Source organism: Micromonospora sp. NPDC005707 (assembly GCF_040631005.1).
Taxonomy (GTDB): domain Bacteria; phylum Actinomycetota; class Actinomycetes; order Mycobacteriales; family Micromonosporaceae; genus Micromonospora.
Genome location: NZ_JBEXYR010000013.1, coordinates 179,491 through 191,231 on the forward strand (window position 1 = coordinate 179,491; position 11,741 = coordinate 191,231).

At 72.9% G+C, this 11,741-nt stretch carries 13 protein-coding genes and 1 pseudogene; 10 read left to right on the plus strand and 4 right to left on the minus strand.

Annotation, left to right across the window (positions count from 1 at the left end):
- Window positions 1–171: 171 nt before the first annotated feature.
- The 7 genes from ABZ452_RS24755 (at window position 172) to ABZ452_RS24785 (ending at window position 6,323) form a co-directional block, all read left to right on the plus strand.
- A complete protein-coding gene (locus ABZ452_RS24755) occupies window positions 172–423 on the plus strand; it encodes a hypothetical protein (protein ID WP_357947254.1) in 252 nt (83 codons plus the stop codon).
- Between the two features lie 22 nt (window positions 424–445).
- Window positions 446–1,768, plus strand: coding sequence for a hypothetical protein (locus ABZ452_RS24760; protein ID WP_357947257.1), 1,323 nt, complete (start codon window positions 446–448; stop codon window positions 1,766–1,768).
- A complete protein-coding gene (locus ABZ452_RS24765) occupies window positions 1,749–2,405 on the plus strand; it encodes a hypothetical protein (RefSeq protein WP_357947260.1) in 657 nt (218 codons plus the stop codon). The genes ABZ452_RS24760 and ABZ452_RS24765 overlap by 20 nt, the downstream gene beginning before the upstream one ends.
- Before the next feature lie 11 nt (window positions 2,406–2,416).
- Entirely contained in the window at window positions 2,417–3,118 is a 702-nt protein-coding gene (locus tag ABZ452_RS24770) for a sugar phosphate nucleotidyltransferase (protein WP_357947263.1), read from the plus strand.
- Window positions 3,119–3,179: 61 nt separating this feature from the next.
- Window positions 3,180–4,280 (plus strand): CapA family protein, encoded by a 1,101-nt coding sequence (locus ABZ452_RS24775; protein ID WP_357947266.1) that lies wholly within the window; start codon window positions 3,180–3,182, stop codon window positions 4,278–4,280.
- A 67-nt stretch (window positions 4,281–4,347) separates the two neighbouring features.
- Window positions 4,348–5,016 (plus strand): GntR family transcriptional regulator, encoded by a 669-nt coding sequence (locus ABZ452_RS24780; RefSeq protein WP_357947269.1) that lies wholly within the window; start codon window positions 4,348–4,350, stop codon window positions 5,014–5,016.
- Entirely contained in the window at window positions 5,013–6,323 is a 1,311-nt protein-coding gene (locus ABZ452_RS24785) for an MFS transporter (protein ID WP_357947272.1), read from the plus strand. Before ABZ452_RS24780 ends, ABZ452_RS24785 begins: the two co-directional genes overlap by 4 nt.
- Here the strand turns inward: ABZ452_RS24785 and ABZ452_RS24790 are convergent.
- Complete coding sequence (locus ABZ452_RS24790) at window positions 6,316–6,735, minus strand: hypothetical protein (protein ID WP_357947275.1); 420 nt, start codon at window positions 6,733–6,735, stop codon at window positions 6,316–6,318. The genes ABZ452_RS24785 and ABZ452_RS24790 overlap by 8 nt on opposite strands.
- A gap of 115 nt (window positions 6,736–6,850) precedes the next feature.
- On the opposite strand from ABZ452_RS24790, the gene ABZ452_RS24795 reads away from it, so the two are divergent.
- Window positions 6,851–7,939, plus strand: coding sequence for an S-(hydroxymethyl)mycothiol dehydrogenase (locus ABZ452_RS24795; protein WP_357947278.1), 1,089 nt, complete (start codon window positions 6,851–6,853; stop codon window positions 7,937–7,939).
- Window positions 7,936–8,565, plus strand: coding sequence for an MBL fold metallo-hydrolase (locus tag ABZ452_RS24800; protein WP_357947281.1), 630 nt, complete (start codon window positions 7,936–7,938; stop codon window positions 8,563–8,565). Before ABZ452_RS24795 ends, ABZ452_RS24800 begins: the two co-directional genes overlap by 4 nt.
- 45 nt (window positions 8,566–8,610) lie before the next feature.
- On the opposite strand, the gene tsaA is transcribed toward ABZ452_RS24800, so the two are convergent.
- The 3 genes from tsaA to ABZ452_RS24815 are packed head-to-tail and all read right to left on the minus strand — an operon-like array spanning window position 8,611 to window position 10,810.
- A complete protein-coding gene (gene tsaA / locus ABZ452_RS24805) occupies window positions 8,611–9,021 on the minus strand; it encodes a tRNA (N6-threonylcarbamoyladenosine(37)-N6)-methyltransferase TrmO (protein WP_357947284.1) in 411 nt (136 codons plus the stop codon).
- The gene (locus ABZ452_RS24810) at window positions 9,018–9,959 is read right to left on the minus strand and encodes a sensor histidine kinase (protein ID WP_357947287.1); all 942 of its coding nucleotides are present in this window, start codon (window positions 9,957–9,959) and stop codon (window positions 9,018–9,020) included. The genes tsaA and ABZ452_RS24810 overlap by 4 nt, the downstream gene beginning before the upstream one ends.
- Window positions 9,956–10,810 (minus strand): MEDS domain-containing protein, encoded by an 855-nt coding sequence (locus ABZ452_RS24815; protein WP_357947290.1) that lies wholly within the window; start codon window positions 10,808–10,810, stop codon window positions 9,956–9,958. Before ABZ452_RS24815 ends, ABZ452_RS24810 begins: the two co-directional genes overlap by 4 nt.
- A gap of 530 nt (window positions 10,811–11,340) precedes the next feature.
- Here ABZ452_RS24815 and ABZ452_RS24820 point away from each other — a divergent pair.
- Window positions 11,341–11,741, plus strand: a pseudogene (locus tag ABZ452_RS24820) (transcription termination factor Rho); the annotation flags it as partial.

The window sequence follows — 11,741 nt, forward strand, 5'->3', positions numbered from 1 at the left end:
CTCGTGACGACTCCGTCTCCCGCGCCGTCGCCCGCCACTGGTCAAGCGTCGGCGATCCAGTCGCTCATCGCGGTCGGTGGTGTCCTGGTGGGCCTTGTCGTCGGCTTTGGGGTTCCGATCGTCAATTCGCTGTTGACCGGCCGGACCAGCCGAGGCCGGGAACAACACGCCGTGTCCGATCAGATCCTGCAGCTCTGGCAGCGACCGGAGAGCATCCGGGAGTTGCTGGTCGACGACCTGTACGGCACGAGGAGGAGCCTGCTGCTGCTGGGCAGTCGGCTCCAGGATCTCGAGGCCCGGAAGGCCTGCCTTCTCCTCGTGCACCTGACCGCTCGGCCGGATCCGCCGGAGGCCGAGGTCGTGGACGGCTGGTCGGACGTGGTCGCGCTCGTCTCGAAGGTGTTCCGCAAGACCGAGAACTGAATCGGCGAAAGGCTGTGGCACAGTGCCGAACCTGCACAGCGACGATGCCCGGGCTGCGGCGCGCCTTGTCGGCATCCCCATCCAGGCCACGCCAGCCGGTCAGGGTGAACTCCTGCTGCGCGGCACCGTGACAGAGAGCGGGTGGCGGAGTCTCGCCGGGCTGATCATCGACGCGACGAGGATCTGGGTCGTCGGTGTCATGCCTCAGCCGCTCGTCGAGGCACTGCAACGTGAGGTCGAGGCGATGGCCGAGCCGCGACTGCCCGACATCGAGTACTACACCCCCCGATCGGAACTCGCGCTCAACCTCGGGCGAGAGCTTCATTGCTATGTGAACCGCTGGCAGGCGGGCTACATGGGGTTGCGCAATCTGGTCAACGCGGCGCACGGCCAGCGGGCCCGCGGAGAACTGGCTCGGGTGGAACACCGCCACTTCGGTACGGGAATATCCGCGCTGTCCTTCAACTGCCTGTTGCATGTCGTCGTCAACGACGGTCCCGCGCGATCGATCATGCTGTCCGAGCTGCTCGAAGACGGCGATCACCCGGACCACATCGCCCAGGTGCTGCCGAGCAGCGACGCGGGCCTCAACGACTATCTCGAGCGGTTACGGCGGGACGGAAAACCGATCAGACTGCGCGAGGTGCGCTGCCGCGGCATGGAGAATCCGACGTCGGGTGAGGTGGAGCCCGACCGGCTCAGGATCGGAGAGCTCGTCCCGCTGGGCGGCGTGAGCAGGAATCCCAACCTCCTCAGACCGATCTCGATCGTGGTCGTCCGGTGCCACTCGCCGGCTGGTCTCGAGGTGTTGCTGAAGCGACGGACGCCGCTCACCGACACCGACGACTTCGGCAAGCTCAGCCTCCTGAGCGCCCGGGTCCAGGAGGTCGACGTGGCATCGGCCCTGGGCGCGACCGTGTCGCCCTCGGAGGAGAGCGACATCGCCGCCCTGGAGGACCTGTGGCTCGCCGCCGGGTCGCCGCACCCGTTCGTCCTTCCAGCCGAAGCCTTCCGGCTCGCCGCGCGTCGGGAGGTGTCGCTGACGCTGGGCCTGCACGTCGAGCTGGACCGGTTCGAGCGTAAGGGCTTTCATCTCGTGCAGCACGAATCGGAGTCGGTGCAGCTGGCCTTCATGGTGTTCACGCTCGACCTGGTCCGTTCGGGGCAACTCGACGAACTGCGGGTCGCCCTGTCGCGCGGTCCCAACCTGGTCCGGGTGCTGGCTCCGGACCTGTACAACGACGAGGGCCAGCTCAACCGGCTGCTCAGGCAGCGCCGGAAATGGTTGACGAAGGCGTGTTTCTCGGACGATTCGGAGGTGCTCGATGATTCTTCGGGGCATTGACCTGGACTCGGTGGTGCCCGTCGTCTCGCTGCTGATGTACCGGGACGACTCCAGGAGCCAGGTCCTGCTGGGGGTCCGGCGTCAGTCGGCGACGAGCACGCGCCATCCGGACGTGTTGAGCACGCCGACCATGCGCATTCCGGTCTCGACGATGGTCGACCTTCTCTCGGCCGAGAGTGAACGGTCGGTGGAGTTGGTGCCGCCCTACTTCATGAGCCTGCCGCAGCGGCGGGCCTGGCAGGTGGGGGTGCCCTACTCGTTGGCGACACCGCAGGCATTCGTCGCCGAGGCCCTGATCGCGCGGAAGCTCGGGCTCGCGCCGGCCCTCGTGGACGGCGACCTCCGGGCCGAACTGCGCCAGTCGGCCCTCGCCTATGACCTCGTGCACGACGACGAGGGCGGGTACGAGCAGACATTGATGTTGACCATGAGCTGTCAGCCTTCCGTGTCCCCGCCCGCCCTGCCGTCCTCGTCGCCGGGCTATTCACTGCTGGCCTGGGTCGACGCAGGGGAGGTGGGCACCGCCGTCACGACGAAGGACCCCGTTCGTCTGGTGCCCGGTGTCTCGCCGCTTCAGGTCTGTATCCACGGTCTGTGTGTCCGCAGTGCCGCCTTCGCCCTCGCGAACGGCGGATGAGGGGCTCGCTGGTGGACATCGAGGGCTGTCCATTCATCGTCCTGTGTGGGGGTGACAATACGCGGCTCGAGGTACTGCGCGGGACGATTTACAAACCGTTTCTGCAACTCCGAGACACGACTCTGGTCGCCAAGCACGTCACGCGGGCGACGATGGCCGGACACACGCGGATACGGATTGTCGTCGACAGCCGGGACCCTCTGGTCGAGGCGTATGTGGCCGGGCTGGCCGGTGAGCTGGGCATCGACGTCCGATTGTCGGTCGTACCTGGTGGCGCCCGCGAGAAGGTGGTGGAGGTTCTCGGCCCGTATCCCACGTTGTCCCTGGCGGTCGTGGTTCTGGGCGACACCTACTCGTGGTACGACCCGCGCCGCTTGTTGTCGCGCGTCGAGTCGGGTGATGTCGACTGCTGCCTGGCAATTGCGCGGTACCGTCTGCCCTTCGGAGTGGTGAAGGTCGACGGGGAATCGATAATCGGCTTCTCGGAGAAGCCGGAAACGGATTTCCTCGTCAACGTGGGCGCCATGGCGCTCGGCCCGACGGCGATTGACCTGTTGACGCGTGGTGTCGCGATTGACCGGATGCTTGCCGACCTCGCCGCGAAGGGCAGGCTGGGCGGAATCGAGGTCTCCAATGGTTTTCTCTCCGTCGACTCGCTCGACGGGATCGCCCGGGCCCTGAGCGCCGAAGGGCAGGACCTGTTGAGCCAATGACGAGGGCACCCCGGTCGCGTGGAGTCGCGCGTGGCGCGGCGGACGGGGGGAACACCCGGGCATGGCCGAGGTGACGCTGTTCCTCGCCGGTGACGTGATGACCGGGCGGGGCGTGGACCAGATCCTGCCGCACCCGGGGTCGCCCGCGCTGCGGGAGGAACTGGTCACCGACGCCCGCCGGTACGTCGCGCTGGCCGAGTCCGTCGCCGGGCCGGTGCCGCGCCCGGTCCCGCCCGGGTGGCCGTGGGGCGCGGCGTTGCGGCTGCTCGACGCGGAGCGGCCGGACGCCCGGATCGTCAACCTGGAGACGGCGGTGACGGCTCGCGGCGAGCATCATCCCGGCAAGGGCATCCACTACCGGATGCACCCGGCGAACGTGCCCTGCCTCGCCGCCGCCCGGCTGGACGTCTGCGCCCTGGGTAACAACCACGTGCTGGACTTCGGCCCGACCGGGCTGGCCGACACCCTGGACGCGCTGCGCGCGGCGGGGATCCGACCCGCCGGCGCCGGCCGGGACGCCGACGAGGCGTGGTCGCCGGCCGCGGTGCCGCTGGCCGGTGACCGCCGGCTGCTGGTCTGGTCGGTGGGCGCGGTGTCGAGCGGGGTCTTCCCGCAGTGGGCGGCGGAGGCCGGCCGGCCCGGTGTGGCGTACCTGCCGGAGGTGTCGGTGGCGACGGCCGGCGCGCTGGCCGAGCGGATCGCGCGGACCGCCCGGCCGACGGACCTCGTGGTGGTCTCGGTGCACTGGGGGACCAACTGGGGCCACGAGGTGCCGGACGAGCACGTGGAGTTCGCGCACGCCCTGGTCGACGCCGGGGTGCACGTGGTGCACGGGCACTCGTCCCACCATCCCCGTGCGGTCGAGCGCTACCGGGGCCGGCTGGTCCTCTACGGCTGCGGTGACCTGATCGACGACTACGAGGGGATCGGCGGTCAGGAGGTGTACCGGCCGGAGCTGCGGCTGCTGTACCTGGCCAGCCTCGACGCCGCCACCGGCGAGCTGCGGGGGCTGCGTCTCATCCCGCTCCGGATGTGCCGGATGCGCCTGCAACCGGCCACGCCCGCGGAGGCCGGCTGGCTCGCCGACCTCCTCGACACCCTCGGCCGGCCCTCCGGGACCCGCGTCACGCCGACTGCCGACGGGGTGCTCACGCTGCGGTGACGTGGCGTGGGCCACGTTCGGGCCGGTGCGTGGCGGTGCCGCGCCGCGCGGGGCGCATCATAGATACATGACGCATCCCACCCCCGTGCCCGGGGCGCGGTCGGCCGGGCCGTCCGCCGCCGAGCGGGCGTACCAGCACCTCAAGCGGGCCATCCTGGAGCAGGTGTACCCGGGCGGGCTGCTGATCAGCGAGGGTGAGATCGCCGAGGCGACCGGGGTGTCCAGGACGCCGGTCCGGGAGGCGCTGCTGCGCCTGGAGGCCGAAGGCCTGGTCAAGCTCTACCCCAAGCGCGGCGCGCTGATCCGGCCGGTCTCCGCCCGGGAGATCGCCGACGTGATCGAGGCCCGCCGCCTGGTCGAGCTGCACGCCGCCGAGGAGGTCTGGCCGCGCCGGGCCGCCATCCGCGACGACCTGGCCCGCTGGCTCGACGAGATGCGCCGGGCGCACACCGCCGGCGACGTCACGGCGCTGATGGCCGCCGACCGGGCCTTCCACGCCACCGTGGTGGAGGCCGCCGGCAACGAGATCCTCGCCGAGCTGTACCACCGGCTGCGCGACCGGCAGCTGCGGATGGGCGAGGCCAGCTTCCGGCTCACGCCCGGCTGGGCCGAGGTGGCCCTCACCGAGCACGCCGGCCAGCTCGCCGCCCTCGACGGCGACGACCCGCGGGCCTGGCTCGACGCGATCGGCGCGCACATCGACAACGCCGCGACCGTGCTGCGGACGCTGCGGTGACCGCCGCCGTCCGAACGGTCGCCCCGCGGCGCTCCGCCGGCCTGGTCTTCGCGGTGGCCGTCACCGCGTACGTGGCCGCCGTCTTCCACCGCAGCTCGCTCGGCGTCACCGGGGTCGACGCGGCGGACCGCTTCCACATCAACGCCGCCGCCCTGGCCACCTTCAGCGTCGCGCAGCTCGCCGTCTACGCCGCCATGCAGGTGCCGGTCGGGGTGCTGCTCGACCGGTACGGCTCCCGCCGGCTGCTGCTGGTCGGCGGCGCGCTCATGGTGGCCGGGCAACTCTGCTTCGCGGTGGCCACCGACGTCCGGCTCGCCATCGCCGCCCGGGTGCTGGTCGGCCTGGGCGACGCGATGACCTTCATCAGCGTGCTGCGGATCGTGGCGTTCTGGTTCCCCGGCCGGCGCAACCCGCTGCTGGTGCAGCTCACCGGCACGATCGGGCAGCTCGGCGCGGTGCTCGGCGCCGTACCCCTGGTGGCGTTGCTGCACCACGCCGGCTGGACGCCCGCGTTCCTGACCTCGGCGGCGCTCGGCGTCACCGTGCTGCTGCTCGTGCTCGTCGCGGTCCGGGACACCCCGCACGCCGAGCACACCACCGCGCTCGCCCCCGACCTGGGCACCGTACGCCGGCAGCTCGCCGACGCCTGGGCCCAGCCCGGCACCCGGCTGGGCCTCTGGACGCACTTCGTCACCCAGTTCTCCGGCTCGGTGTTCGCCCTGCTGTGGGGCTACCCGTTCCTGGTGCAGGGCCAGGGCTTCTCGCCCACCGCGGCGGCCGGCCTGCTCACCCTGATGACCCTGGTGACGCTGGTCTGCGGCCCGGTGATCGCGCACCTGTGCGCCCGGCACCCGTTCCACCGCTCGGCGGTGGTGTTCGCCATCACCGCCGGCACCGCCGCCGTCTGGGCGGTGGTGCTGGCCTGGCCGGGCCGCGCCCCGCACGGGCTGCTGGTCGCCCTCGTGGTCGTCCTCGCGGTCAACGGCCCCGGCTCGGTGATCGGCTTCGACTACGCGCGCACGTTCAACCCGGTGCACCGGATCGGCAGTGCCACCGGCATCGTCAACGTCGGCGGGTTCGTCGCCTCGATCCTGCTGATCCTGGCGGTCGGCGTGGTGCTCGACCTGGCCACCCCGGCCGGCCGGAGCACGCCGCCGCTGTCGGCGTTCCGCTGGGCGTTCGCCGTGCAGTACCTGCTCTGGGGGCTGGGCGCGGTGCAGGTGCTGCGCTACCGCAACGCCGCCCGCCGCCGGTACGCCGCCGGCGCCGTGCCGGTGCCCGCCGCCGTGGCCGGTCCGGTCACGTGAACCGGCGCTTGTGGGCCAGCGAGTCCAGCACCAGCGTCAGCCCGGCGGCGACCAGCCAGCTGTCCTTGGCCAGCGGAATGCCGGCCTGGGACGGCTTCAGGCTGTTCCCCTCCCGCATCCCGGGCGTCTTGAGGTAGAGCTGTACCAGGCCGGCCCCGAAGGCGGTCAGCCCGGCGCCGACCAGCAGCGACGGCACGAACGGGGTGAGCAGCGCGGCGCCCAGCGCGATCTCGGAACGGGAGAGCAGCTTCGCGAACTGGTCCGGTGGGAACTGCCGCAGCTGCGGAATCGCCCCGACCGCCATGCCGTGCATGCCGGCGGCGGACTCGCCCTCCAGGGACCGCTTGGACAGCCCGGAATTCAGGAAGAACGCGCCGATGATGATCCGTAGCGGCGCATGGGTCAACCTCATGATCACTCCCGTCGGTGCCGGAGAACCGGGCCACCGCGTACCCCGCGACGCGCCGGATAACCCGCCGGACGGCGGTGGGCGGTAGGTTCGACACACAGCGAACGAAGGAGGGGCCGTGGGTCAGGAAGTCCGGGGAGTCGTGTCGCGGCGCAAGGGCGCGCCCGTGGAGGTCACCACCATCGTGGTGCCCGACCCGGGGCCGGGCGAGGCGGTGGTGCGCGTCCAGTCCTGCGGGGTGTGCCACACCGACCTGCACTACCGCGAGGGCGGCATCAACGACGACTACCCGTTCCTGCTCGGCCACGAGGCCGCCGGCATCGTGGAGCAGGTGGGGGAGGGGGTCACCGAGGTGGCCCCCGGTGACTTCGTGGTGCTCAACTGGCGGGCGGTCTGCGGGCAGTGCCGCGCCTGCCGGCGAGGCCGCCCCTGGTACTGCTTCAACACCCACAACGCCGCGCAGAAGATGACGCTGACCGACGGCACCGAGCTGGCGCCTGCCCTGGGCATCGGCGCGTTCGCCGAGAAGACCCTTGTGCACGCCGGCCAGTGCACCAAGGTCGACCCGTCCGCCCGGCCCGCCGCCGTCGGCCTGCTCGGCTGCGGCGTGATGGCCGGCCTCGGCGCGGCCATGAACACCGGAAACGTGACCCGGGGCGACTCGGTGGCGGTGATCGGCTGCGGCGGGGTCGGCGACGCGGCGGTGGCCGGCGCCACCCTCGCGGGCGCGACCACCATCATCGCCGTGGACACCGACTCCCGGAAGCTCGACTGGGCGCGCAAGTTCGGCGCCACGCACACCGTCAACGCCTCCGACGAGGACCCGGTCGAGGCCATCCGCGCCGCCACCGGCGGGTTCGGCGCCGACGTGGTGATCGACGCGGTGGGCCGACCGGAAACCTGGAAGCAGGCCTTCTACGCCCGCGACCTGGCCGGCACCGTCGTGCTGGTCGGCGTACCCACCCCGGAGATGAGGATCGAGCTGCCGCTGCTGGACGTGTTCGGCCGCGGCGGCGCCCTCAAGTCCAGCTGGTACGGCGACTGCCTGCCCAGCCGCGACTTCCCCATGCTCACCGAGCTGTACCGGCAGGGCCGCCTCGACCTGGACGCCTTCGTCACCGAGGAGATCGCCCTCGACCAGGTCGAGGAGGCGTTCACCCGGATGCACCACGGTGACGTGCTCCGGTCGGTGGTGGTCTTCCCGTGACCGCCCGCGTCGACCACACCGTCACCTCCGGCACGTTCTCCCTCGACGGGCAGACCTTCGACGTCGACAACAACGTCTGGGTGGTCGGCGACGATGCCGAGTGCGTGGTCGTCGACGCGCCGCACGACGTCGCCGCCATCCGCGCGGTGATCGGCGACCGCCGGGTGGTCGCGATCCTGGCCACCCACGCGCACGACGACCACGTCCGGGTCGCGCCCGAGCTGGCCCGGGCCACCGGCGCGCCGGTGCTGCTGCACCCGGCCGACCGGGTGCTCTGGGACCTGGTCCACCCGGACACCCCGCCCGACGGTGACCTCACCGACGGGCAGACCTTCGAGGTCGGCGGCACGACCCTCCGGGTGCTGCACACCCCGGGCCACAGCCCGGGCGCCTGCAGCCTCCACGCCCCCGACCTCGGCGCGGTCTTCACCGGGGACACCCTCTTCGCCGGAGGGCCCGGCGCCACCGGCCGCTCCTTCAGCGACTTCGGCACCATCGTCGAATCGATCCGGACCCGTCTGCTCACCCTGCCGCCGCAGACCGTGGTCCACACCGGACACGGCGACGACACCACGATCGCCGCCGAGGCGCCCCACCTCGACGAGTGGATCGCCCGCGGGCACTGAGCCGACCGCCCGGCCGGGTCGCGGCCCGGCCGGGCGCCGCCGGCCTCAGCGCTCGCCGTCGAGGACCGGCTTGACGTCGAGCACGGGCGTGCCGTCGACCGCCTCCAGGTCGGCCACCCGCAGCCGTACGCCGTCCACGGCGAGCACCCGCACCCGGTGCAGACCGACCGGGTTGGGCCGGTGCGGCGAGCGGGTGGCGAACACCCCCGTCTCCGGCCGGGACACGTCCCCGCGCGGGTGCACCGCGAGGACGTCCCGCCGGGCCCGGTCCAACCAGGTCAGCACGAGCACGTCCGCGCCGGGCCGCAGCCCGTCCAGCGCCGGGGCGTACGCCTCGTCGAAGACCAGCCACGCCTCCGGGGCGCCCTCGTCGCCCTGCTTCGGCGCCGCCGCCGGATCGGTGAGGGGCGACTCGACGCGGCCGACCGGGCGCAGTATCTGTTCCGTTCCCGTCACGGGGCCTCCCGGAGCATGTGCAGCCGGACCGTGGTGCCGGCCGCGGTGGTGTGCAGCAGCACCAGGTCGCACAGGGCGTGCACGATGACCAGCCCCCGCCCGCCGATGCCGTCGTGCGCGGGGGTGAGCCGGCCGGCGAGCGGATCGGCCAGCCGGCCGTCGTCGTGGATCTCGCACACCAGGTGCCGGCCGGTGCGCCACACCTGAAGGGTGCCGGCGCCGCCGGCGTGCGCCACGCTGTTCGTGGCCAGCTCGGTGACCGCGATCTGCAGGTCGGCCACCCGGTCGGCGGCCAGCCCGGCGGCCAGCCCGTGGTCGGCGACGAACCGCCGGACCTGCGGCAGCGTCGCCAGGTCGTAGCGGAGCACCGCGACCTGCCCGGCCGGGGTGGGCAGTGGCCTGTTGTGCCGCTCGGTGACCGCCGCCGGGGCGTAGCCGGCGATGCGGCGGCAGCCGTCGCCGTCGACCAGCAGCGGGTGCGTGCAGCGGGCCTCGGCGAGCACGCCGGGGCCGAGCCGGCCCGCGTCGTACGGGCAGAGGATGCTCGCCGCCCGGTCCGCGAAGGCCCAGTTGATCGCGGCCTCGTGCTGCGCGCAGGCCCGGTACTCCTCGGCGGTGCGCCCGGCCCAGACCGGCTCGCCGATGATCCGGACCCGCCGGCCGGGATGCCGGTCGGCGAACGCCTGGAGGACCCAGGGGATGATCCGCCCCGGGTTGCGACCCGCCTCGGTCATGTCGGCCCACCCGACGGCGTCGCCGGTCGCGCCGAGCGCCGCGCGGATCAGCGCGAGCTGCGGGCCGGGCGTCGCCACCAGCACCGGGTCGCCCCCGGCCAGTCCCTCCTCGACGAACGGTACGGTGACCGCCAGCAGGCTCGCGGGGTCGGTGTAGAAGGCCAGTTCGTGGCGGAGGCCGGCCGGGCCGGCGGGAGCCCTCACGCGGGGCGCTCCGGCGCCGGCACGTCACCGAGCAGGTGCAGCAGCCGGTGCAGCGCCGGCCGGCAGCCGACCAGCCGGATGCCGCTGGCGCTGTCCCGGTCCGCCCGCACGATGGCGGTGGCGGCGCCCACGTCGGCGAAGCTCAGGCCGGAGACGTCCAGCACCGGCGGGGGGCCCGCCGCCCGCTCGGCGGCGGTCACGTCGCCCAGGACCGCGGTGAACGCCTCCCGGTTGCTCCGGTCCACCTGACCCACCAGCCGCAAGCCCGGCGGGTCGGTCGTCCGGTACGCCCGCAGCAGCGGCGCCCAGGTGCGCGCGGCGTCCGGCCCGGCCGTGCCCGGATGGGCGGCGGCGAGGGCGCGCATCCCGTCGGCCGGGAAGAGCCGCCGGTCGTACAGGCACAGGCCGGCGACCCGGGCGTCCAGGAAGAGCGGGTTGAGCGCGGTCTCGTACCGCCGTAGGTCGTCCAGGGTGGTGCCGCTGCGCAGCACCCACGCCATGTCACCGGCCAGCCGGATTCCCGGGTAGCCCTCGTGCCGCGCGCGGTCGACCTCGTCGACCACGATGGCGACCATCGTCTCCGGGGCCGGCCGGGCACCGGTCGGGTAGGCATCCGCGGCCGGCAGGATGCGCAGCTGGCCGGCCGCCACGGCGGCTTCGGTCGGCACGCCGACGGCGTCGACGCGGGCGCGCACCGCCTGCGGCGGCGAGGTCTCGGTGAAACAGACGACCTTGTGACCGAGGCGCAGGCCGGTGGCGGCGAAGCGGCCGACGACGTCGAGAGCGACGTTCTCGTCGTCGTGCGTCCAGCAGACGTGGTCGCCCAGGTGGACCTGGTCGACCACGGTCATAGCAGTCACGGTGCTGGCCTTCCGGTCGGCGCGCCCCTCACTGTAGCCCTGACCGGGTCGCCGGCGATCCGCTTGTCGGCGGCGGCGTTCCGGGGTAGTCTGCCGATGGACTCGGATGCCGGCGTATGACGCCACCCGGAGCCCACTCTCCCGAATGCGGCAGATCATCCGGCGTACGTCGCCCATCCCGCCGCGATCGTGCGGCCACCGCCGTCCTGGCTCGACAAGCACCCGACCCGGGCCTCCGCGGAAGTGAACCCGACCGGCTGCTCCGTGCCCGCCGCGACGGCCGGCTCGGGCGCCGTTCGCCTCGCGAATCGATCGCGGCCCGCCGCGCCGGCAGTGGACGTCCCCCGGTGCCGCCGGGCGGCGAGCCACCCGTGCCGTGAACCTTCGCCGTGCGCGTCCGCGGGCCGTGACCCGTCGCCTCGCGCCCACCACAGGACGCTCCGACACTCGCTCTCCCTCGCCTGTCCCGATCGGGACGGCCACCTCCCGAAAGGCACTCGATGACCGACACCTCCACGCCGCTCCCGGTGAGCGGCATCGTCGACACGGTCGACGACCACGCACTGCTCCGGGTGGACGGCTACCTGCCGTCCAGCTCGGACGCCCACCTCACCGCCGGCCAGCTGCGCCGGCACGGCCTGCGCCGCGGCGACCTCGTCACCGGTGCCGTCGCCGCCACTCCCCACCGGGGCCGGCACGCCCCGCTGGTCCGGGTCGACACCGTCAACGGGACGACCGTGGAAGAGGCACGCCGCCGCCCGGACTTCCACCGGCTGACACCGATCCACCCGCGGGAGCGGCTGCGGCTGGAGACCGAGCCGAACGTGCTGACCACCCGGGTCATCGACCTGGTGATGCCGATCGGCAAGGGCCAGCGGGCGCTCATCGTCTCGCCGCCGAAGGCGGGTAAGACGATGGTGCT

What these genes read in the sequence shown, in the direction of transcription:
- ABZ452_RS24765 (WP_357947260.1), top strand. Translation starts at nt 1,749, where the DNA reads ATGATTCTTCGGGGCATTGACCTGGACTCGGTGGTGCCCGTCGTCTCG.
- ABZ452_RS24815 (WP_357947290.1), bottom strand. Translation starts at nt 10,810, where the DNA reads ATGACCGTGGTCGACCAGGTCCACCTGGGCGACCACGTCTGCTGGACG.
- ABZ452_RS24790 (WP_357947275.1), bottom strand. Translation starts at nt 6,735, where the DNA reads ATGAGGTTGACCCATGCGCCGCTACGGATCATCATCGGCGCGTTCTTC.
- ABZ452_RS24775 (WP_357947266.1), top strand. Translation starts at nt 3,180, where the DNA reads ATGGCCGAGGTGACGCTGTTCCTCGCCGGTGACGTGATGACCGGGCGG.
- ABZ452_RS24780 (WP_357947269.1), top strand. Translation starts at nt 4,348, where the DNA reads ATGACGCATCCCACCCCCGTGCCCGGGGCGCGGTCGGCCGGGCCGTCC.